Source organism: Acinetobacter sp. FDAARGOS_494 (genome assembly GCF_003812225.1).
Lineage (GTDB): Bacteria > Pseudomonadota > Gammaproteobacteria > Pseudomonadales > Moraxellaceae > Acinetobacter > Acinetobacter baumannii.
In genome coordinates, this window is the sequence record NZ_CP033866.1 from 2637219 (window position 1) to 2656710 (window position 19492).

The 19492-nt window shown below is 40.7% G+C and carries 26 protein-coding genes, 1 other RNA gene, 2 pseudogenes and 1 other annotated feature; of the genes and pseudogenes, 17 read left to right on the plus strand and 12 right to left on the minus strand.

Features of this window, described 5'->3' with window-relative positions:
- The first annotated feature begins 261 nt into the window (after positions 1–261).
- The 5 genes from EG365_RS12740 (at position 262) to EG365_RS12760 (ending at position 7080) form a co-directional block, all read left to right on the plus strand.
- Positions 262–1413 carry an EmrA/EmrK family multidrug efflux transporter periplasmic adaptor subunit gene (locus EG365_RS12740; protein ID WP_000128703.1) on the plus strand — a complete coding sequence of 384 codons (1152 nt, stop codon included), beginning with the start codon at positions 262–264 and terminating at the stop codon, positions 1411–1413.
- Positions 1414–1419: 6 nt separating this feature from the next.
- Positions 1420–2943 (plus strand): DHA2 family efflux MFS transporter permease subunit, encoded by a 1524-nt coding sequence (locus tag EG365_RS12745; protein WP_000857095.1) that lies wholly within the window; start codon positions 1420–1422, stop codon positions 2941–2943.
- Between the two features lie 302 nt (positions 2944–3245).
- Complete coding sequence (gene ggt, locus EG365_RS12750; protein WP_001042923.1) at positions 3246–5231, plus strand: gamma-glutamyltransferase; 1986 nt, start codon at positions 3246–3248, stop codon at positions 5229–5231.
- Between the two features lie 162 nt (positions 5232–5393).
- Positions 5394–5753, plus strand: a transfer-messenger RNA (tmRNA) gene (gene ssrA, locus EG365_RS12755).
- A 175-nt stretch (positions 5754–5928) separates the two neighbouring features.
- On the plus strand, positions 5929–7080 hold the full coding sequence (locus tag EG365_RS12760) for a tyrosine-type recombinase/integrase (protein WP_000947481.1): 1152 nt from the start codon (positions 5929–5931) through the stop codon (positions 7078–7080).
- A 63-nt stretch (positions 7081–7143) separates the two neighbouring features.
- Here EG365_RS12760 and EG365_RS12765 read toward each other — a convergent pair.
- Positions 7144–8362: pseudogene (locus tag EG365_RS12765) on the minus strand (IS3-like element ISAba19 family transposase).
- Positions 7971–8087: a sequence feature (AL1L pseudoknot), on the minus strand. It overlaps the preceding pseudogene by 117 nt.
- Before the next feature lie 187 nt (positions 8363–8549).
- Between EG365_RS12765 and EG365_RS12770 the strand changes: the two are divergent.
- Entirely contained in the window at positions 8550–9059 is a 510-nt protein-coding gene (locus tag EG365_RS12770; protein ID WP_000753107.1) for a hypothetical protein, read from the plus strand.
- A gap of 10 nt (positions 9060–9069) precedes the next feature.
- On the opposite strand, the gene EG365_RS19320 is transcribed toward EG365_RS12770, so the two are convergent.
- The 11 genes from EG365_RS19320 to EG365_RS12820 form a co-directional block, all read right to left on the minus strand.
- Positions 9070–9240 carry a hypothetical protein gene (locus tag EG365_RS19320; protein WP_000119263.1) on the minus strand — a complete coding sequence of 57 codons (171 nt, stop codon included), beginning with the start codon at positions 9238–9240 and terminating at the stop codon, positions 9070–9072.
- A gap of 10 nt (positions 9241–9250) precedes the next feature.
- Positions 9251–9535: a hypothetical protein gene (locus EG365_RS12775; protein WP_000048756.1), complete on the minus strand. Its 285-nt coding sequence runs from the start codon at positions 9533–9535 to the stop codon at positions 9251–9253.
- Positions 9532–9741, minus strand: a complete 210-nt coding sequence (locus EG365_RS12780; protein ID WP_000028955.1) for a hypothetical protein — start codon at positions 9739–9741, stop codon at positions 9532–9534. Before EG365_RS12780 ends, EG365_RS12775 begins: the two co-directional genes overlap by 4 nt.
- The gene (locus EG365_RS12785) at positions 9738–10187 is read right to left on the minus strand and encodes a DUF551 domain-containing protein (RefSeq protein ID WP_000566258.1); all 450 of its coding nucleotides are present in this window, start codon (positions 10185–10187) and stop codon (positions 9738–9740) included. The genes EG365_RS12780 and EG365_RS12785 overlap by 4 nt, the downstream gene beginning before the upstream one ends.
- Positions 10188–10190: 3 nt before the next feature.
- Positions 10191–10436, minus strand: a complete 246-nt coding sequence (locus EG365_RS12790) for a hypothetical protein (RefSeq protein WP_000654847.1) — start codon at positions 10434–10436, stop codon at positions 10191–10193.
- Between the two features lies 1 nt (position 10437).
- Positions 10438–11397, minus strand: coding sequence for a hypothetical protein (locus tag EG365_RS12795; protein ID WP_001061221.1), 960 nt, complete (start codon positions 11395–11397; stop codon positions 10438–10440).
- Positions 11394–12515, minus strand: coding sequence for an ATP-binding protein (locus EG365_RS12800; RefSeq protein WP_017399393.1), 1122 nt, complete (start codon positions 12513–12515; stop codon positions 11394–11396). Before EG365_RS12800 ends, EG365_RS12795 begins: the two co-directional genes overlap by 4 nt.
- An 11-nt stretch (positions 12516–12526) precedes the next feature.
- On the minus strand, positions 12527–12850 hold the full coding sequence (locus EG365_RS12805; RefSeq protein WP_000064474.1) for a hypothetical protein: 324 nt from the start codon (positions 12848–12850) through the stop codon (positions 12527–12529).
- 2 nt (positions 12851–12852) lie between these two features.
- Positions 12853–13134, minus strand: a complete 282-nt coding sequence (locus EG365_RS12810; protein WP_000656406.1) for a hypothetical protein — start codon at positions 13132–13134, stop codon at positions 12853–12855.
- Entirely contained in the window at positions 13134–13574 is a 441-nt protein-coding gene (locus tag EG365_RS12815; protein ID WP_001101436.1) for a hypothetical protein, read from the minus strand. Before EG365_RS12815 ends, EG365_RS12810 begins: the two co-directional genes overlap by 1 nt.
- 228 nt (positions 13575–13802) lie before the next feature.
- Positions 13803–14594, minus strand: a complete 792-nt coding sequence (locus EG365_RS12820; protein WP_000187984.1) for a LexA family protein — start codon at positions 14592–14594, stop codon at positions 13803–13805.
- A gap of 2 nt (positions 14595–14596) precedes the next feature.
- On the opposite strand from EG365_RS12820, the gene EG365_RS12825 reads away from it, so the two are divergent.
- The 11 genes and pseudogenes from EG365_RS12825 to EG365_RS12875 all read left to right on the plus strand — a co-directional run bounded on the left by EG365_RS12825 (position 14597) and on the right by EG365_RS12875 (position 19488).
- A complete protein-coding gene (locus EG365_RS12825) occupies positions 14597–14845 on the plus strand; it encodes a transcriptional regulator (RefSeq protein ID WP_000210973.1) in 249 nt (82 codons plus the stop codon).
- Between the two features lie 54 nt (positions 14846–14899).
- Positions 14900–15400: a phage regulatory CII family protein gene (locus tag EG365_RS12830; RefSeq protein WP_001289843.1), complete on the plus strand. Its 501-nt coding sequence runs from the start codon at positions 14900–14902 to the stop codon at positions 15398–15400.
- 49 nt (positions 15401–15449) lie between these two features.
- Positions 15450–15722, plus strand: coding sequence for a hypothetical protein (locus tag EG365_RS12835; RefSeq protein WP_001180649.1), 273 nt, complete (start codon positions 15450–15452; stop codon positions 15720–15722).
- Positions 15719–16015, plus strand: a complete 297-nt coding sequence (locus EG365_RS12840; protein ID WP_001084140.1) for a hypothetical protein — start codon at positions 15719–15721, stop codon at positions 16013–16015. Before EG365_RS12835 ends, EG365_RS12840 begins: the two co-directional genes overlap by 4 nt.
- Positions 16012–16375, plus strand: a pseudogene (locus EG365_RS12845) (hypothetical protein). Before EG365_RS12840 ends, EG365_RS12845 begins: the two are co-directional and overlap by 4 nt.
- Positions 16368–17297 (plus strand): YdaU family protein, encoded by a 930-nt coding sequence (locus tag EG365_RS12850; RefSeq protein ID WP_000280079.1) that lies wholly within the window; start codon positions 16368–16370, stop codon positions 17295–17297. Before EG365_RS12845 ends, EG365_RS12850 begins: the two are co-directional and overlap by 8 nt.
- Positions 17290–18039, plus strand: a complete 750-nt coding sequence (locus EG365_RS12855) for a hypothetical protein (RefSeq protein ID WP_000544510.1) — start codon at positions 17290–17292, stop codon at positions 18037–18039. The genes EG365_RS12850 and EG365_RS12855 overlap by 8 nt, the downstream gene beginning before the upstream one ends.
- The gene (locus EG365_RS12860; protein WP_000647820.1) at positions 18036–18458 is read left to right on the plus strand and encodes a hypothetical protein; all 423 of its coding nucleotides are present in this window, start codon (positions 18036–18038) and stop codon (positions 18456–18458) included. The genes EG365_RS12855 and EG365_RS12860 overlap by 4 nt, the downstream gene beginning before the upstream one ends.
- Entirely contained in the window at positions 18448–18870 is a 423-nt protein-coding gene (locus tag EG365_RS12865; RefSeq protein ID WP_001143186.1) for a hypothetical protein, read from the plus strand. Before EG365_RS12860 ends, EG365_RS12865 begins: the two co-directional genes overlap by 11 nt.
- Positions 18863–19087, plus strand: coding sequence for a hypothetical protein (locus EG365_RS12870; RefSeq protein WP_001288422.1), 225 nt, complete (start codon positions 18863–18865; stop codon positions 19085–19087). Before EG365_RS12865 ends, EG365_RS12870 begins: the two co-directional genes overlap by 8 nt.
- Positions 19087–19488, plus strand: coding sequence for a DUF559 domain-containing protein (locus tag EG365_RS12875; RefSeq protein ID WP_000100186.1), 402 nt, complete (start codon positions 19087–19089; stop codon positions 19486–19488). Before EG365_RS12870 ends, EG365_RS12875 begins: the two co-directional genes overlap by 1 nt.
- Positions 19489–19492: the final 4 nt, after the last annotated feature.

Consider the following 19492-nt stretch of genomic DNA (forward strand, 5'->3'; position numbering starts at 1 on the left):
TTTTAAGCATTTAAAAAGCGCTCAGGGCGCTTTTTTTCATATTAAAAAAGATAAAAATTTCACAAAAACTTTGAGATAAACATTAATTTAATTAGAACGAACGCATTAGTTATATTTTTTTATTCTCATATCATGAGGTTTTAGCGTTAAAATTGTCTCCTTTGACAATGCGGTATGTCTTGTTTATAGAAAAATAAAAACTCTATAACAAGGTGTAGTGCGAGATTGATGGCAAAGCCAACTCATCTTTAGGAACATACCATGACTGATGCACAAAGCAATGTACAAGAAACAGTGCCAACAACATCTGCCTCGGATGACAACATGCAAAACAAGCGCAAAAAATTTCTTGGTTTCTTTGCGCTGATTTTATTGATCGCCGCTATTTTATATGCAATCTGGGCATTATTTTTAAATCACTCGGTGAGTACGGATAATGCTTATGTCGGTGCAGAAACCGCGCAAATTACCTCAATGGTTAGCGGACAGGTCGCTCAGGTTTTGGTAAAAGATACTCAAACAGTACACCGCGGTGATGTGCTGGTTCGTATTGATGATCGTGATGCCAAAATCGCGTTGGCACAAGCCGAGGCAGAGCTTGCCAAAGCAAAACGCCAATATAAACAAACTGCGGCAAACAGTAGTTCTTTAAACTCTCAAGTGGTGGTTCGTGCTGACGAAATTAACAGTGCTAAAGCACAGGTTGCTCAAGCACAGGCCGACTATGACAAAGCTGCTTTAGAACTGAACCGCCGTGCACAGCTTGCTGCCTCTGGCGCCGTGTCTAAAGAAGAACTCACCAAAGCACAAAGTGCGGTTGAAACTGCTAAAGCAGGGCTAGAGCTTGCTAAAGCCGGCCTTGCACAAGCGACTTCTAGTCGTAAGGCAGCCGAAAGCACCTTAGCTGCAAACGAAGCGTTAATTCAGGGTGTAAGCGAAACCTCGACTCCGGATGTACAAGTTGCACAAGCGCATGTAGAACAAGCTCAGCTTGACTTGGAACGTACCGTGATTCGTGCACCAGTTGATGGTGTGATTACACGCCGTAATATTCAAGTGGGTCAACGCGTTGCACCGGGTACAAGCATGATGATGATTGTGCCACTTAACGATTTATATGTAGATGCTAACTTCAAAGAAAGTCAGTTGAAAAAAGTCCGCCCAGGTCAGCCAGTCACATTAACGTCAGATTTATATGGTGATGATGTTGAATACCACGGCAAAGTGGTGGGCTTCTCTGGTGGTACAGGCTCTGCCTTTGCCTTAATTCCGGCTCAAAACGCAACAGGTAACTGGATTAAAGTGGTTCAACGCTTACCGGTTCGTATTGCACTTGACCCGAAAGAACTTGCTGAACACCCATTACGTGTTGGCTTGTCGATGGAAGCAAAAGTCGACTTATCTGCGAAGTAAACGCTTATGAAAACGCAAACACCTTTTGCCGAGTTAAGCGGTGGCCGTTTACTACTGGCAGCGTTTGTTATTGCCTTGTCGAACTTTATGGTCGTACTTGATACGACCATTGCCAACGTCTCTGTACCGCATATTACCGGTAACCTTGCTGTTTCAAGCACACAAGGCACATGGGTCGTTACTTCATATGCAGTTGCAGAAGCGATTTGTGTACCTTTAACAGGTTGGCTGGCAGGCCGCTTTGGAACGGTGCGGGTCTTTATCTTTGGTTTAATTGGCTTTACGGTCTTTTCTTTCCTATGCGGTTTGGCAACATCGTTAGAAATGTTGGTGTTTTTCCGTATTGGGCAGGGCCTTTGTGGTGGTCCACTTATGCCACTTAGCCAAACCTTGCTTATGCGTATTTTCCCTCAAGAAAAGCATGCGCAGGCAATGGGCCTATGGGCAATGACCACAGTCGTTGGACCAATTCTAGGACCAATTTTGGGTGGTCTGATTAGTGATAACCTGTCTTGGCACTGGATCTTCTTTATTAACTTACCGGTTGGTATTGTCTGTGTATTAGCAGCAATGCGCTTGTTAAGAGTAGCTGAAACAGAAACCATTTCTTTAAGAATCGACACTGTTGGTTTAGGTCTATTAATTCTGTGGATTGGTGCATTACAGCTTATGCTCGACTTGGGGCATGAACGCGACTGGTTTAACAGCACCAGCATTGTGGTTTTAGCTTTAACTGCCGCCATTGGCTTTGTGGTGTTCCTGATATGGGAACTCACCGATAAGCACCCCGTGGTGGATGTCAAAGTCTTTAGGCATAGGGGCTTTGCCATTTCGGTACTGGCCTTGTCGCTCGGCTTTGGTGCATTCTTTGGCAGTATTGTACTGATACCGCAGTGGCTGCAAATGAACCTTTCCTATACCGCGACGTGGGCCGGATATTTAACTGCAACCATGGGCTTTGGTAGTTTGACCATGTCACCGATTGTGGCAAAACTTTCGACCAAACATGACCCGCGTGCGCTGGCGAGCTTTGGTTTAATTTTGCTGGGTATTGTGACCTTAATGCGGGCATTCTGGACCACAGATGCCGACTTTATGGCACTGGCTTGGCCGCAAATCCTGCAAGGTTTTGCAGTACCGTTCTTCTTTATCCCACTGTCTAACATTGCACTGGGTTCGGTGTTGCAGCAAGAAATTGCATCTGCTGCGGGCCTCATGAACTTCTTAAGAACCATGGCAGGGGCGATTGGCGCTTCAATTGCGGTGACCGTGTGGGACGACCACGCCAAAGTTGCCCGTAGTGAAATGGTGTCAAACCTACATACCACTGAAGTACAAAACACACTTTTGCAAAATGGTTTTACGGCTGACTCGACTTTAGGCATTATTTCAAACCTTGTCGATAAAGAAGCCATTACCATGTCGGCAAACCATGTGTTTTTACTGTTTGCGATCGTGTTTGTCTTTGCGGGGCTGGTCATTTGGCTGTGTCCAAAACCAAAACAGGTTAGCGGTATGCCTTCTCACTAAACATCAAAAAGCATCTCTTCGGAGGTGCTTTTTTTAGGCCTACTACAAAATGAGCGAGTTTATAAATAGGAAATTTTGCTTGTATTTAAAGAAATAAAGCATGCCAGAATTGGGCAAATCAGTTATAAAAGAGTGTGATAACAAACAAGGAGACATCACACAGAGTACAAAATCAACACCCTTAATCATTTAATATTATTAAAACTTTATTTTTATCAAAGATTAAAAACTGAAGACCTGAAAACAAAGAAGCTTGCATGGCAATTGCATGGATAGGCAGGCGTATATATTGGAGTTATCACGTGAATAAAAGATATTCATTTTTGTTCAGTAGTTTATTAGCAGTCGGTTTATTACAAGGATGTGGAGATGACTCCTCGTCAGATCAGCCCAAGGATGATTCAAATACAACCCCACCCAATTTAATTGTAGATAATGACCCGACCAGTTGTAGCAAACTGGCCCAAGACGGTTCAAGTGTGGTGGTCGGTTCAAACCAAAATGGTGACCCAGCCGCGCCCGAGGGTGCATCGGGTTATAGACTCGGTAACACGGTTAAATACGCAGATAAATATATGGTGGTGGCAAACACGCCACTTGCGGTAAAAGCAGGTTGTGATGTTTTAAAAGCAGGCGGTAGTGCAGTCGATGCAGCCGTAGCAGTACAAGCCGTGCTTGGTTTGGTCGAGCCACAGTCGAGTACCATTGCCGGTAGTGGTTTTATGATGTATTACGATGCCAAAACCAAACAAGTCACGGCTTATGATGGCCGTGAAACCGCACCAGCGGCAGCCAACGAATTTTATTTAATTCGCCAAAATATATATGACCCAAATTCACCTCCACCTGTACCAAATGCCCGCCGTAGCGGTCGCTCGATTGGTGTGCCGGGGGTGATGCGTTTATTGGAACAAGCCCAAAAAGAACATGGCAAGCTTGAATGGAAACAGCTTTTTGGTGAAGCCATTGGTTTGGCTGACAACGGTTTCCGTATACCGGGGCGTTTGGCAGATGCCATTGCAAGTAATGCAAGCAATTTAGCACTCGATGCAAATGCAATGGCGACTTATTTCTACCCAGATGGATCACCACGTAAAGTCGGCGAGACCATGACCAATAAAGCCTATGCCAGAACACTCGAAGCACTCGCTTCACAAGGGGCAAACGCACTACACACTGGTCCAATTGCGCAAGCGATTGTGGCAAAAGCAGGGCAAACCGTGGGTGACGACCCAGCAAAAACTCCAATTACCCCAAGTTTGATGACCTTGCAGGATTTATCGAACTATCAGGTGAAAAAACGCGACCCGATTTGTACGACGTACCGTGACCGTTACTATGTATGTACCATGCCACCTCCATCTTCGGGAGGGATTGCGGTTGCACAGACGTTGGGTATTTTAGAAAACTTTGATATGTCGCTTTACCCACCTAAAAACCCTGAAAATGAAGGCGGTGTGCCCGATGTCATGGGCGTGCATTTAGTGTCTGAAGCAGAGCGTTTGGCCTACGCCGACCGTGATAAATATGTGGCAGATACCGACTTTGTTCGTTTGCCGGCACAGGGTATTCCAAGTTTTATTGATAAAAACTACTTGAAGCAGCGTGCAGCACTGATTAACCCGAACCAAAGTATGGGCGTAGCACCGGCAGGTAATTTCAATACAGCGGCAGGTGTAGATACCACTGTTGAACATGGCACGACTCAGTTCACGATTGTAGATGCCTATGGCAATGTGGTTTCAATGACATCGACTGTTGAATCGAGCATGGGTTCATTCCACATGGTGGATGGTTTCTTGCTGTCGAACCAGTTAACTGACTTTAGCGCGAACCCTTATGACAGCACTGGGGCACCAGTTGCCAACCGTGTAGAAGGCGGCAAACGCCCACGTAGTACTATGGCGCCAACCTTAGTATTTAAAGGCACCACGCCAGATGAGTTTTATATGGCAACAGGCTCACCAGGTGGCGGTACCATCATTCAATATGTAGTTAAAACCTTGGTGGGTGCATTGGACTGGAACTTAAATGCACAGCAGGCCACTTCGCTTGTTAACTTTGGCGCAACCAATAGCAAAAATACCAATATTGATAGCTCGAATGTACAGCTTTCCTTAGTTGACCTAATTGAAGGCTTAAAAGCAAAAGGGCATGGCATTTCTAACACTGCGCAAACCAGTGGTATTTCAACGATTATGAAAGTAAATATAAATAATCAAAGTAAATACGCAGGTGGGGTAGACCCACGCCGTGAAGGGATTGTGTTAGGCAATGGTGCTTTATAGACCCAACATAAAAAAAAGCTGTCATTTTTGGCAGCTTTTTTTATGAGGGGCCTTGAAAAAAACAAAAGGCACTCAATTATGTAAGTATGTTCATCAGTGGCAGACTGTTGATAAAATGCACAGCATTTTATTTTAATTATGCTATGATGTGCAGACATTCATGGGGATGTTATTGGCTTCGACGCCGGTGATGAAACTCATAGATGCATGCCGAGAGCGCATTTTCTCTCGTAAATAAAATTTGCATTTAAATAGTCGCAAACGACGAAACTTACGCTCTAGCTGCCTAAGGGCCGCTTGTCCGCTTCCTAGAATACTTGTGGTCTGGGAACCCGACTGAAGCGCACGCACACAAGTCCGTATAGAGTCAAGCCTCGGGGCTTTATACCAAACTTAGAGGATCGCACCTTGTACCCTGTTCGTCGGGTCACTTGGTGTTAAAACAATAGACGATATCTAAGCATGTAGTATTCTCGAGCGTAGTGCTGGCGGACGCGGGTTCAACTCCCGCCATCTCCACCAAATACTAAGATCAAAGTTAATCACATATGATTAGAGTTGATCAAAAAGCCTTAAATCTTAACGATTTAGGGCTTTTTTAATGCCTTTGATTTAATCATTCTTGATTCAGCTTAATCATTGATAATCAAACTTTATCACTATAAGCTGTTATACAACTGTTATACGGTATAACACTATGTTATCGGATGCCCAAGTAAAGTCATTAAAACCTAAAGAATCTAGATATTCAGTAGCAGATGGGGAAGGATTAAACATTTCCGTTTTTCCTAATGGAAAAAAGAAATGGGTTTTGTCTTATCGCCAAAATGGAAAACAAAATCAAAAGATGCTGGGTGAATATCCTGTTATGGGATGTAAAGAAGCACGCCAACAAGCAAGACAATTAAAATTAGAATATCAGGGCAAGGTAGCCAATTCTCCACCAGTCCATAAAGTAGTTGAGGAATGGTTGAGCATCATGAAATCACAATGGACCAGCAAAAAATACTATGACACAGTCGAATATCGACTTGCATATCTAACCGAGGATTTTAAAAATCTTCCAGTTAATGAAGTTGAAAGAAAACACATCTCAAAGAAAATTAAAGAAATTGTTGCAAAGGGTACTTTAGAAACAGCAAGCCGAGCCTTAAGACTTGGTAAGCAAGTATTTGATTTTGCAATTGCCTCAGATTATACAGATCGTAATCCATGTACATTGGTAGAAGATGTAATTCCAGAGTATGAATCTGATAGCCATCCTTGTTTACCTGTAAGTGAAATGCCCGAATTCTTTCGGCGCATGAAAGCGAGTCATTCTAGCTCAATAGTAAAAATGGCCATGCTTTTAGTTTGTTATACCGGAACCCGAATAACAGAATTGTTAAAAGCTAGGTGGGATACTGGAGAGATAGATTTTGAAAATAAAGTCTGGATAATTCCTGCAGACCGGATGAAAAAAAGAAAAGAATTAATGGTTCCGTTGGTACCACAAATTTATGCCTTGTTTAAGGAGCTCGAAAGCGTCAAGACTGATGACGGGTACTTATTTAAAAAACGTGGAAAACCTTATGAACACATGACATCTGAATCAGTTCTTACAATGATTAAAAGAATGGGTTACACAGATAAAATGGTTACCCATGGTTTTCGTTCATTGTTCTCGACCCATGCTAATGAAAGCAAATTGTTCCGTGGTGAGGTTATCGATTATCAAATTGCACACGTGAACAAATCAACCAAAGCGGATAAGACAAGTAAAATATATAACCGTGCTGAATATTGGGATGAGCGTGTGGAACTTATGACCTGGTATGCAAATGAAGTGGAAGGATGGTTAAAAGACTAATGAATAAAGAAGCTGATTACACAATGAACCGTACCGGGTTTGTCGGAGACTTTTTTATTTAAGTTAAGCCACCTGACCTAACGGGTTAATCTTATCATAGTACATTGCTTCAAACTCAAAAGGCGATACATAACCCAGTGCACTGTGTACACGCTTTTTATTGAACCAATCTACCCAGTTTAGTGTCGCAAGTTGTACATCTGCTAAACCTTGCCAATCTGCTTTTAAATATTCAATCACCTCTGTTTTGTATAAGCCATTCACCGTTTCAGCCAGAGCATTATCGTATGAATCACCCGTTGTACCGACTGATGCTCGTAAATTTGCTGCTTCTAAACGATTGGTATAGCGAATGGAAAGATATTGCACACCTCTGTCGGAATGATGAATCACATTCTTTGGCATGCCTCGATCATGCAATGCTTGCTCTAATGCATCAAGCACCATATCTGTATTCATCCGTGTAGATACTTTCCATCCAACAATTGCTCGTGAGAACACATCAATAACAAATGCGGTATATACCCAGCCTGAATGAGTTTGAATATACGTAAAGTCACCCACCCATAGTTGGTTTGGATGATCAGCATTAAAATTACGTTTCACTAAATCATCTGCCCGTTTTTGGTCATCTCGGTTACGGGTGGTTTGTTTATTCTTACCACGCCAAACACCTTGTATACCTAGCTTTTGCATCAATCGAGCAACTGTACAACGTGCAATAACATAACCCTCACGTTTCAATTTTGCCAAACTTTACGTACACCATATCGACCTGAACTTTCTTTCCAAATTCGTTTAATTTGTTCAGCATGATACTCATCATGTAGATCTCGTTTCGCTCGATGTTCTGGATTGTCAGTGAGATCTAAAGTTCGGTAATAGGTTGAAGGTGCAATCGGTAAAATTCTACAAATCGCTTCAACACCATATCGATCTTTATTGTTATGGATAAAATCCACCATTATTTGTGTGGGCGGTCGAGCTCCGCCTGGGCGAAAAAAGCGGCTGCTTTGCGTAGAATTTCATTGGCACGTTTTAATTCTTTAATTTCACGTTCCATTTGCTTCATTTTTTCTTGGTCAGATATCTGTTGTACTTTGGCAGGATTTAGTTGATCCAGATGCTTTAAATACCAAACACGCAATGTTTCAGGAGTACAACCGATTTTAGGAGCAATAGCTGTGATTGCTGCCCAAGTAGAAGGATAATCTTTTTCAGATTCAATTAGTAATTGAACCGCTCTTTCTCTAATTTCGGGGGTATAGTTTGGTTTTGTCATCGGGATAGTCTCTCAGAATATTGACTCTCCGACAAACCCGGTACGGTTCACAATTATTGGATGTAAAGATGAAGTTGAATTTATAAAGCTACTGGGTAATCCATATGTATATGAAGATATTATAAATAGTTCAATTGATAACCTAGATCCAGACAATTTTTTAAATATTGAAGAATATTATTCACGAATGGCTGATTTTCAATGCTTGAAATTGAGATATAAAAATGAATTTATTCAAAAAAACTCTGGTGCAGAATTTCACTGGTACTTTATCGAAGGTCTTGAAGCCTATATAAATGGACATTTTCTTCCTGCTTTATTAAGCCTAATATGTGGAATAGAGTCTTCTTTAAGATCGACACTTCATTTGATGAGTGATGGTGAAGAAGATAGATTGTATGTAAATAAAATTATGAATAAAGAGATGATTATTGATGCTAAAAATAAAGGTTTACCTATTTCAGCACTAGCTTTTAGTAATGAACAAGATTTTCATAAAAAAATAACAAATGATGAAAAGATCAATCTAATTAAGCTAAGAAATGATCTTATGCATGGAAATATTCGTGAATTCACAGAATATTTTGAAGAGCAAAGAATATTTTATCCTGAACACTTAATTGATTCCCTAGTTGAAATAATCTTGATATCAAAAAAATGGATAAAAGAGTTAAGTGAATTTAAAAATACGATTTAAATATAGGCGCTTATTTAGCGCCTTGAATTGCAGTTTTAATTTTTGCTACAGATTGAGAAGTCCATCCCTTATAAGTTTTTGACTCTCGATCTGGCGGGAATTTCTCCAAATAATATTTTTTAAATGTATTTGGAGCCATACCAAGTTCCTTAGCGAGTTGTCGTAAAGAATACCAAGACATTTGAACCTCCTTAATTTTTCAATTCATTACGTTCTTTGTTCAGTTGGCGCAAAAGGTTATGCAAAGTAACGGTTACAGCTTTATCTAGACTTTTGGTTGAATGAAACTCTGCTAGTTGAGACAGTGCTAAACCAAAAATGTGATATGCAAAAACCTTTGCAGCCTCAGGATTATTTTTGAGAAGCTCCTCAGTACTTGGACAAATGATTTTTTCAAAAATATGAACAGCTACCTGATCCGGAGTACCTTCAATACTGCTAGGGCTCAAATTAACTTCACCAATAACTTTGCTCATCCTTCAGCTCCCGATTCAATATCCAACTTCATTGCACCTTCATCTGGATATTCGGTCATCCAAAAGTAATAGCCTTTTCCACTGTGGCCATCTTCAAAGAATTTAATTGTTAGTTCAGTATCAAGTTGATCTAAATCTTTCTCACCATCTGGATTTACAAATTCGAGAAGGCTTTTTAGTTGATGACCGCTAAGTGTTATGCTCATTGTTCAGCTCCCGATACGTTTGGCACACTATGAAAATGCATCCAATGTGAAGGTGGATCATTTTGATAGTTTGCCCATACGCTATTTAAATCCTCATCAATAGTCATATAGTCTTGTTCTGGGGTGACATCAGGAGCATCTGCCCAACAAATAAGTACCATTATGTCAGTAGGTGGCAATTCATCAGTCACGCTAATCCACGTTGGAACTTTGGATTTCATGAAATCTACAGCTTTCTTCCACATTGCCCAACCACTATTTACACGATGGTAAACATCAAAAAGGTCTTCTTCACTTAGATCAGTTTTGACACCTTCAGCAATATCAAAACAGCCGCCATTCATATCGAATTCGAGGACATCTAAATGTTCGGGAATCCAATATTTTTCTTTAAAAATAGGCAATTGCTCAGCCCAAAATGCTTGTTTAGTTTTTAAATCAATCATTACCTAAGCCCTCAAATATTCTTCTTTAGTCCATTCAACAAACTCTTTATAAAGTTGTTGTGCTGGTTTATTTAATCGGTTGTGATAGTCGATCGTTATGCGGCGCCAAGCGACTGGTACCGCATAATGCTTTGTTAGAAACATCGCTTGATCCATGCCTTGCCGGACTATTACATAGCCCAGCAATTGCAAGTAGTACATAAAGCCAAGCATGTGTTTTTGACTCACTTTCTTGTACTGATCTTTCATATTAGAAGCCATCCACTAATAGATAATCAGGGTCTGCTTCTGGTTGAGAAACTGCTGGATTTTCTAACTCAAAGCGACGTTTTTTAACAAAATCCATGAGTCGTGATTGAATCTGTGGATCTCGTGCGGCCACATCTATTTCCAAAGCATCTAGCGTTGTAAGGTCTGGTGCAGTTTGGATTTGAACCATTAAAGAGGGTGGCTCATTAGCAGATGCCTTTTCTTTTTCTAGCTCTTCAAGACGTTTGTGAGTGGCGAGAAGGATAGGCTTCATTTGTTCGTCATCCCATGTGCGGGTATAACGATAAACCGCATTTACTTCTGCAGGTGTTTTTGACTCTTTTACACGCTGTAGAAGAGTATCTAGGGTTTGCTGATATTCTGGATCTACTTTAGGCTCGTTAGTTTCTGGAACTAACAGATCCTCAGATGTGGTGACATTTGTTTGTTCGGTAATAACAATTGTTGGTTGAATTTCTGCAGAAATAACTTCAATAGGCTTTTCTGCTTTTGATTTCTTGCCACGCTGTTTCTTTTTTTCATCACCTAAGCGAATAACACTTAAATCGTCACTAACTTCAAAACCTAACGCTTTGGACAGTGCTTTTAATTGAAGCTTGGCGTTTTCTGCATCACGTTGAACGAAGCCACAGTTAATAGAATCAATTAATGCGGTGGTTTTAAAATTCACGACGTAAATAGAAGGCGAATATGTAGTAATTACAAAAACATCCTGACCTTCTTCATACTCATCAATAGTTAATGGCTTTGTGAATGTAATGCCAGCCAGCTCAATAGTTTCGATTTTGATGCAGAATTCAAAACCCGGTTTACCAAAAACAGAAGCGGGGAATTGATCTAAGTCAGAAAAGTCCAACATGTCTCCAATAGGACGACAAAGAACAGTTTTACCTTTTTGAAGAGCTGCAAATGCTTCAGCTGCAGTGATTAGATTATTCATGCTGTCATCCCCGTTTTCGCTAAGGTTTCAATTTCTTGTTTAACTGCAGTTAGTTTTGCCGCTTCTATTTGAATGAGGGCATCTATGCCTAAGTGCTCACATACTGTTTTTACGTCTAGGCCACGTTCAGCAATAAAGTTTTGAAGTTCGTCTCTTTGTTGATCTGAGATACCGTTAAATTCTGGTGGACTAATCCAAGTGCCACGTTGTTTATCAAACGTGCAATTCAATGCTTTAGCCCTCATTAACATTGCTTGGCGCATGTTCTGGTAATACATATGTTCTTTATCAAGCGACTCAGTTAATTGATTAAGGTCACCTGCATGCTCTGCTTCCTCACAGCTTTGTTTCCAGTTTTCTAGCTCTTCTTGGGCTTTAGCTGCTGCAAGTTGTGCAGGCGTTAAGGTGTTAATGTGATCTTTAGCTTGAGTAATCAGGTCAGCCAAGAAAGTAGGGTGTGCTTTAAGATCAGGTACCCATACTTCACCGGTTTCACCGCCTAAAGCACCTGAGTTTTTCGCATGATGTGTAGGCGAAGGTTTGAAATTAATAACGCGGGCATTTTTACCTTCACCAGTAGTAACAGTTGTTAGATAACCCATGACATCTGCGATACGGTAAAGCTCGTTACGGTTTTTACCACCTAGATCTGGGCGGTAAATAATTTGATCACCGTTTTGATCTTCTGATGCGTGTGCAATGAAAACAACATCTTTACCTAAACTGATCAAAGTATTGATGTATTGCTTGAACGTTTGGTTCGCTAAACCTTGAGCCTTTAACTTTAAAGAGCCATCTTTTTGACGGTTATTAGCAGTTAGCAATAGATGGGTTTTAATGCATTCAAGCATTGCACCCACGGTATCAATGACAACAGTTTTATATGGTGCTAAGTCCTGCGGAGTAAGGTTAGCTACATCACTCCATTGTTGTACCTGTACGACTGCACCACGCCGTAATTCACCAGTACGGTGAGCACCACGGTCAAAGTCAAAAGAAATTGCTTTTTCCGCAGTAAAGCCCATCGATGATTTACCTAAACCCGGATCAGCGTATAGGTACACAATAATTGCTTGAACCAATAAAGTTTGGTCAGCAGTAATAATCGGTAGAGCCATTTTTCTTATCCTTATCTTGAGCCAGTGAAGCCGCGCTTAGTTTTATAAGCTTTGCGGTCATAAGTAGGGATGTTTGTTTCACGCAGTTTTATTGCGAGCTGCTTTCTGCGTTGGAAATCAATTTCTTGTGTGAGTTCATTCCAAACTTTTGGATAAGAAGTTTGGAACCTAAACACATTTAAAGGCGTCTTAAATCCGTCTTTAACTTTGTAAAGAACTGAGCCATTAGCATTAGATGCGTACACTTGCCAGCCAATACGAACAGAGTAGAGGCCCTTATCATCACGGCCTAAAAATGACATGTAGCCGTCAGGGTGTTTTTTGAAATTAGACATCTTTAAGCCTCCTTACATTCGCATGTACCAACAAAGGCATACGTAAGCGGGCTAGGAGCATCTACAGGTGAGACGTCCTTAATATTTAAAGGAATAATTTCTTTGCGATATTTAACTAAAACCACATCACCTTCACGGCAATCGACAATTCCTTCTTTTGAAGAAAAACGAGCAGATTTAGAAGATTGGGTTACTCTGCAAAATGAAACCTCATCACCAGCTTTGATTTTTGAACGGTCAACAGGAATCATCTTCTTGCAAGTAGGGCAGTTGTAATCTTTCATTAGGCTGCCTCCAACCATTTATTACGGTCGATATAACCAACCAATAAAATATTTATATTTTTATGGTCGTCATGATTGGTGAAATCATTCCAAGGTTTGCCACTTAAGTCTGTTACTGACTCAATAGCAAGGTTAGTAATTTCAGCCGCTGTAAAATCAGATCCAGCTACACCATAGCTATCAGCTACGCCATCAAAATCGAAGCTTACGTTTAATTTGAAGCCGTCTATGCGGATAACAGCTACACCAGTTTTTTCACCAGTTTGCTTAATTCCTAAGAGTTCATATTCAGAAGCAACTACTTGTTTGCTTTCATATGAGTAATTAGAAGGGACGCTAGAATTAGCAGTTCGATATTCACAAGAACTCAAGGCTACAAGTACAGCAATTGCTGTAACTCCAGTTATCTTATGCTTGTTTGAAAAGGTTTTTACGTTCATAATTGATCTCGCAGTTTTGCAAAAGCACATCGGACCTGGGGAGGGGCGGTGTGCTTTTTTGTTGTCTACGAGACAAATACTACTTTAAGTAGAAATTAAGTCAATACATAGTAGGAATTATTTCCTACTTAAAGTTGTATATTATTAGTTTTAAATAATAAAAAACCCACAAAAAGTGGGTTTAAAGTAAAAAATTAATAATTGGTTTCAAAGAAAATAAGCTGAAATTCAATAAATATCTCGGTACAAGCCAACCACTTTTCCAACAAGGCGGCAATCTTCGGAAAGTTTAATAATTTTATCAGGCCAGTCTGGGTTCAATGGTTCCAAGAATTTACTTGTTCCTTCGCCCTCAATGATAAGCCTTTTAAAAGTCGCCTCTGAATCGCCAGCGCAAGCTACAATTACAAGATCATCTGTTTTAAGATCAAATGTTTGAATGTCTGGATTCACATATATTCTATCACCCGGTAGAAAGGTTGGAGCCATAGAATATCCTACTACTTTTAAAGCATATCCATTTTTCCCGCATCTTTTATTTGGCGGTAAATATTCTTCAATTTCCGTATCTTTCAAAACTGTCTCAATCGGTGTAAATGAACCAGCCGCAACCCAAGAGATTACTGGAACCCTGCGTCCTTCGAAACCAACTTTATCTGATAAATCAATATTATTGTCTAACTTAGTGCCATGGTCTAAGTAACTAATTTCCACTCCAAAAATATCAGCCAATGTTTGTAGCTTTTCAATTCTTGGTTTAGCAGAACCGAGTGTATATCTACGAGCCATCTCATAAGAAACACCAATTGCATTTTTTAACTCATTGATAGTTTTAATTGGAGAGTCTTTTGCCTTCATCAATGCGTTGAGTCGGTCCGCAAAGTCTTTGTATTTAGCGTCTTCCATCAAAATAGGCTTCTTTTCTACTGTGGGTAGAATTTTACTATCAATTTTTAGTTGCACCAATTCTATTTTTGGTAGTATATTTCTTTCTACTTTAAGTAGGTTTTTTGGTGTCATTTATGACTACTCCACATGAAGCATTTAATAACGCTGTGACTTTTGCAGGGAGCATCTCAGCTTTAGCTCGAAAAATAGGGGTTACACCTTGGGCTGCTAGCAAATGGAATCCTGAGAAAATTCCAGAAGATCGCTGTTTGAAAATTGAGGAAATTACTCAGGGTCAAGTTAAGGCAGAACAATTACGACCAGATATTAACTGGGAATATGTTCGCAAGAACCTTAAGAAGCAAAACCAATCCGTGAGCTAATTCTCACAAATTAGCAAACGTGCGTATACGTGAAATTTAAAGAGGGATTCACATATGAGTGAAATCAACTTAAGCCCAGAGGCTAAAACAGCAATTTACAAGATGATTCACCAGTCACAAGGAGTTACGCCGCAAGAAATTGCAAACGTACTTGGTGACTCTTACAAGAGCGTACTTAATTACGCAAACCCAAATATGGAAAGCCATTTACCAAGTATTAAGAAGCTTGAGGCAATGATTCAGTTTACACGCAACCCAGCTTTAGTTAAGGCATGGGCACACATGCTTGGTTATGTTCTAGTGCCAGCTAATCAAGTGGATGAGAAAGGCCATGAAGTCAGCATTGTTGAAACCTTGCTACATATAAATATTAACAATGGCCAAACCAATCAACAGGTCCACAAAGTTTTAGAGGATGGAGTTGTTACACCTGCGGAATTAGCAGATACAGAAGAAATCTTAGAAGAAATGGAAAACCACATTCGCCAACTTCGAGAGGCGCTTAAGTCGGAAGCTGCAACTTATATTTCTAAGGTAAAGAAAGAAAAAGCCTGATCTGGTCCATCAGGCTAGTTAATTCAATTACTTGCTAGAGGAATCGAATATGCAAAACAATTTAGCAAATCAATCGGCTAATTACAACTTACCAGAATTTCTATCTGGTGACGTTGTTGTACTTACTGAAGAGTGCCGCACTTTTAAATCAAATGATTTGTTTGAAGTTAAAAACAAAAACTTGACTAGTTTATGGACCATCAAATCAGAGAATCATTTGATTTTAGTTTCGTCAAAAGAAATCCGCACAGCAACAGTTGCAGAACTTAATGCCAAACGCCGACTAACAAGCGCTGAGCAAGCATTAGCGGAGGTGTCATGAACAGCTTTACACAGCAAATCAAAGATTCTCGCCAGCAAAGTGAAATCCAATCTTTCTATGAGCCTGCATTGCGAGTACTTGGCCACCTATTTGAGGTGAAAAAGCAAAATTTACGCAACAAAGGGTATGACGAAAATAATGCAGCGGTAACAAAGATTGAATTTTCAGAGGCTATGGCTCGTCAATTTCGCATAACGCAGTGGTTAGCACAGCAGATTGTAACCAGCTTAACCAAGGCGTGTTTGGTTGATTCTTTTGGAGGCTATGTTAAGCCAAAGGGTGGTGAAAAGTGAGATATGCAGCAAGAAGAAAACAGGATATTTCCGTTTCCACCACACCGCTAGAGGTGGTAATTCCACTGGAACAACCAGTAAAGATCTATTCGGCTAAAGAATTAGCAGCTATGCCACTTTCAGTTATGAATGCCGCAATTGAGGCTCAGGAAAGATTTTATCAACTTGAAGAATTAACCCATATGGGGGGGGCAGGCTATAGCAGTTCGCCGTCTCATGGAGGATGGGCACAAACTAATTCAGGTGAAAGAAAAGTCTCGTATTCGCTACAAAATCAACAACGAATTTATTCCTCCAAGAATTATTCGTCAGTTGGAAATGCGCGGTCTTGTAAAATTAGGAGCAGTCACTGATGTATAAATATCTCCACCATATCAGCGACTTTATGGTTGCTACAGCGCACCTTAGCCCAGTTGAAGAGTGCTTTTATCGCCGTGCTCTCGATTTTTATTATTTGAATGAAAAACCATTACCCAAAGAAACCCAGTCGGTTTTTCGTCGGTTACGTGCAAATACCCAAGAAGAAAGGGATGCAGTATTAATTGTGCTGCAAGAGTTTTTTGTGGAAGAGGAAGACGGGTTTCACAACAAACGTTGTGATTCAGAAATCGCCGCTTATCAAAAAGTAGGGGATAAAAATCGTGAAAATGGTAAGAAAGGTGGGCGTCCACGTAAGGAAAAACCAAAAGAAAACCAAAGTGAAGGCGACTCGGTTAATTCTGAAAACCCACAAAAACCCAGTGGGTTAATTTTGGGTTCTGAAAGTGAAAGCCAAAAAAACCTTAACCATAAACCGTTAACCGATAACCAATATATAGATAGTAGTAGTAATGCGCGTGAAGAAAATTCGCAATTTACACCAATCCAATTTGCTCAGTATCAGATCGATGATCACAAGCGTTACTCAATGCGTGAATTCATTTCTGAATACAGCGAGTTTCAATACGATTTCATCTCACTTGCTCAACAAAGATTTGTTTCTGTACCTGAAATCGACTTGAGAACCATGATTCAAAATTTCGGTGACTGGTACTTTGCAAACGAATCTAGTTCATTGAATACACCAAGCATCTGGTTGGTTAAGTGGTTCTCTTGGGTTCAAAACAACGAGAAACAAGTTGCTGCTAACCGCAAGAAACAAGAGCAAATCAATTCAGCTGGTCAAAAACCACAAGAGTCGGGTTACTTCGCTAATCTTTTTGAAGAACAGAGCGAATCTCAAATCGTGGATGTAACCCCAGCAAAAAAGTTTCCAATGATTGAGGAGGTAGGTCATGCATGAGATTACCTTGAACGAAGTGCGTCAATTAATCGCATCTCTTCGCACTGTTTACGCTGCTCAGTTCAATAAGCAATTTCCAGCAACAGGCGAAAGCGCAATTCCTCTGTCAGTGGTTGAGCAAATCGCACTTAAAACACTGGTTGGCGTTCAACAAAACCAATTTAACAACGCACTTGCTCGATTACTTACAGCAGGTGGACGTTTTATGCCGTCATTTGCTGAGTTTCGCACCTGGTGTATTGGTGAAAGTTGGATGTCTCCAGAGGAAGCTTGGTCACGTGCATGTAAGTTTACGACTGACAGTACCGTGGTTATTACACAAATTACAAAATATGCATTAGACGAAGTGATGTATTTGATCGAAGCCGGCCAAATGCGAGCAGCTCAAGATAATTTCTTCGGAACCTATAACGTGATGGTGGCTAAAGCTCAATTGAAAGGTCGTCAGCAAGAGTTTTACGCTCCACCGCTACAACTAGAACACAAAGAACCTAAACACGTTCCTGTGAGCAATGACGAGGCTCAAAAGCATCTCAAATCATTGATGGAAAGATTAAAAATCAATGGTCGTAAACCTGCACCAGTTCAAAAACTTGAGGCAAAAGAAAAAGAGCCTGAGCTTGCAAAAGAATTAGGTCCAGATCCTTTCGACAATCCGCACGAATACGCTGAGATGTGCCGCCGTGAAGGTATGCCAATACCTAGAAATATTCTTCAGCTAATTGATGGGGCGAATGCATGAAAGCATCTAAATTGATTAGAGATAAAGGACTGCAATACGCGAAGGAAATCGTAGATTCAGCACCCGATAACGCAACTGAATGGAACGAGGGTTATGAGTTCCAATGTGGTCAAAGTGTAGAAATCAGCCCAGCAGATCGTGAGAAGTATTTTGTAGATTTGGTTGAGCTTAAACGTCTGGTGGAGTCTTTGAAAATCATCAGCGATTTAGGTGGAGTTGAGAAGCTAACGCCTGCATTCATTACGACAGATAAGCATGTTGGTTACACGCATGTTCGCATGGTGGGAAATGGGAGATTGAGCTTTCTTGATGATTTTTGCGACTTCATTCCAGATGGTTCCATTTCAATTAAGCGTGTGATGACTGCTATCCGCGACCACGAATCAATATACGGAGGCGGTGAATCTCATGCCAACTAGATATAACACAGGCGAGTATAGCTACGATCTTGAATATCACTATGGAGATATGTCAGCAAGCATGGAGATGCTTAGAGCACGTTTAATTGAATTGTTGACTCCTCATCTGTCTGGCCGTTATGTGAAATGGAGAGAAGCATATTTCACATGGTTTACAAAGTGCGGCGGGGATTCGGGGTGGATGTTTTGTGTAGGTCCACACGAATTTCATATTGATGGGGCGTTAAGGCGCTATTACTCAGGTTCTATTGATATTACCTACAACCAGAAAGATCGATATTTCTTGGTGGGTGAGAAAAAGAAAGTCAAATGTAAGGCTTGTAAGGGGTTTGGCTTCATTCGAGATGATGGGTGGGGGCATATAGATAAATGTGAAATGTGTGATGCAGAAAAAGGAGCCAGCCATGAGTGAGTTTGAGGGTAAATCTGGAAAGTGGGCTTGGGAGATTCAAAAAGAACAACAAGCGAAAGTGGAGGAGCTGCAAAAGCGTTTAGATGGGGCATTAAAAGAGACTCAATATGCTTTGCAGTATGTTGAAGAAGACATGCGCGGCAATCATGAATTTCTACAAATGGCAATGATTCGAACCCTTAAAGCTATAGAGCAAGTGCTCAAAGGTGGTGCTTGATGTCATCAGTCAGCATTGCTGAATACCGCAAGTTATTTCCCATAAAGAAAAATAAAAAGCGCCGTTCAGCAAAGCAAGTTGCCAGACAACCAAGTGTGGGTGAAGTGGTTCTGGCAACGCATTTAAGAGCATGCAAGATTGGTTTTGAACAGGAATATAAGTTCCATCCTGAACGCAAATGGAGAGCAGATTTTTTAATAAAGGGTTCAAAGATTTTGATTGAGGTAGAAGGCGGGATCTGGAGCGGAGGCCGTCACACAAGAGGTAAGGGCTATTTAGGGGATATGGAGAAATACAACTCCGCAGCAATGATGGGTTTTACAGTTTTACGGTTCAGCACAGAGCAAGTTAAGTCCGGTATGGCATTAAAGCAAATTGAATTATTAATTAAGGGTAAATAGGAAG

Excerpts from the sequence above, each read along its gene's own strand:
- EG365_RS12870 (WP_001288422.1), top strand. The coding sequence starts at position 18,863 with ATGAGTGAGTTTGAGGGTAAATCTGGAAAGTGGGCTTGGGAGATTCAA.
- EG365_RS12850 (WP_000280079.1), top strand. The coding sequence starts at position 16,368 with ATGTATAAATATCTCCACCATATCAGCGACTTTATGGTTGCTACAGCG.
- EG365_RS12780 (WP_000028955.1), bottom strand. The coding sequence starts at position 9,741 with ATGAGCATAACACTTAGCGGTCATCAACTAAAAAGCCTTCTCGAATTT.
- EG365_RS12795 (WP_001061221.1), bottom strand. The coding sequence starts at position 11,397 with ATGAATAATCTAATCACTGCAGCTGAAGCATTTGCAGCTCTTCAAAAA.
- EG365_RS12835 (WP_001180649.1), top strand. The coding sequence starts at position 15,450 with ATGCAAAACAATTTAGCAAATCAATCGGCTAATTACAACTTACCAGAA.
- EG365_RS12805 (WP_000064474.1), bottom strand. The coding sequence starts at position 12,850 with ATGTCTAATTTCAAAAAACACCCTGACGGCTACATGTCATTTTTAGGC.
- EG365_RS12865 (WP_001143186.1), top strand. The coding sequence starts at position 18,448 with ATGCCAACTAGATATAACACAGGCGAGTATAGCTACGATCTTGAATAT.
- EG365_RS12810 (WP_000656406.1), bottom strand. The coding sequence starts at position 13,134 with ATGAAAGATTACAACTGCCCTACTTGCAAGAAGATGATTCCTGTTGAC.
- EG365_RS12760 (WP_000947481.1), top strand. The coding sequence starts at position 5,929 with ATGTTATCGGATGCCCAAGTAAAGTCATTAAAACCTAAAGAATCTAGA.
- EG365_RS12790 (WP_000654847.1), bottom strand. The coding sequence starts at position 10,436 with ATGAAAGATCAGTACAAGAAAGTGAGTCAAAAACACATGCTTGGCTTT.
- EG365_RS19320 (WP_000119263.1), bottom strand. The coding sequence starts at position 9,240 with ATGTCTTGGTATTCTTTACGACAACTCGCTAAGGAACTTGGTATGGCT.
- EG365_RS12740 (WP_000128703.1), top strand. The coding sequence starts at position 262 with ATGACTGATGCACAAAGCAATGTACAAGAAACAGTGCCAACAACATCT.
- EG365_RS12800 (WP_017399393.1), bottom strand. The coding sequence starts at position 12,515 with ATGGCTCTACCGATTATTACTGCTGACCAAACTTTATTGGTTCAAGCA.
- EG365_RS12860 (WP_000647820.1), top strand. The coding sequence starts at position 18,036 with ATGAAAGCATCTAAATTGATTAGAGATAAAGGACTGCAATACGCGAAG.
- EG365_RS12745 (WP_000857095.1), top strand. The coding sequence starts at position 1,420 with ATGAAAACGCAAACACCTTTTGCCGAGTTAAGCGGTGGCCGTTTACTA.
- EG365_RS12815 (WP_001101436.1), bottom strand. The coding sequence starts at position 13,574 with ATGAACGTAAAAACCTTTTCAAACAAGCATAAGATAACTGGAGTTACA.
- EG365_RS12840 (WP_001084140.1), top strand. The coding sequence starts at position 15,719 with ATGAACAGCTTTACACAGCAAATCAAAGATTCTCGCCAGCAAAGTGAA.
- EG365_RS12775 (WP_000048756.1), bottom strand. The coding sequence starts at position 9,535 with ATGAGCAAAGTTATTGGTGAAGTTAATTTGAGCCCTAGCAGTATTGAA.
- EG365_RS12825 (WP_000210973.1), top strand. The coding sequence starts at position 14,597 with ATGACTACTCCACATGAAGCATTTAATAACGCTGTGACTTTTGCAGGG.
- EG365_RS12855 (WP_000544510.1), top strand. The coding sequence starts at position 17,290 with ATGCATGAGATTACCTTGAACGAAGTGCGTCAATTAATCGCATCTCTT.
- EG365_RS12830 (WP_001289843.1), top strand. The coding sequence starts at position 14,900 with ATGAGTGAAATCAACTTAAGCCCAGAGGCTAAAACAGCAATTTACAAG.
- EG365_RS12820 (WP_000187984.1), bottom strand. The coding sequence starts at position 14,594 with ATGACACCAAAAAACCTACTTAAAGTAGAAAGAAATATACTACCAAAA.
- EG365_RS12875 (WP_000100186.1), top strand. The coding sequence starts at position 19,087 with ATGTCATCAGTCAGCATTGCTGAATACCGCAAGTTATTTCCCATAAAG.
- EG365_RS12785 (WP_000566258.1), bottom strand. The coding sequence starts at position 10,187 with ATGATTGATTTAAAAACTAAACAAGCATTTTGGGCTGAGCAATTGCCT.
- EG365_RS12770 (WP_000753107.1), top strand. The coding sequence starts at position 8,550 with ATGGCTGATTTTCAATGCTTGAAATTGAGATATAAAAATGAATTTATT.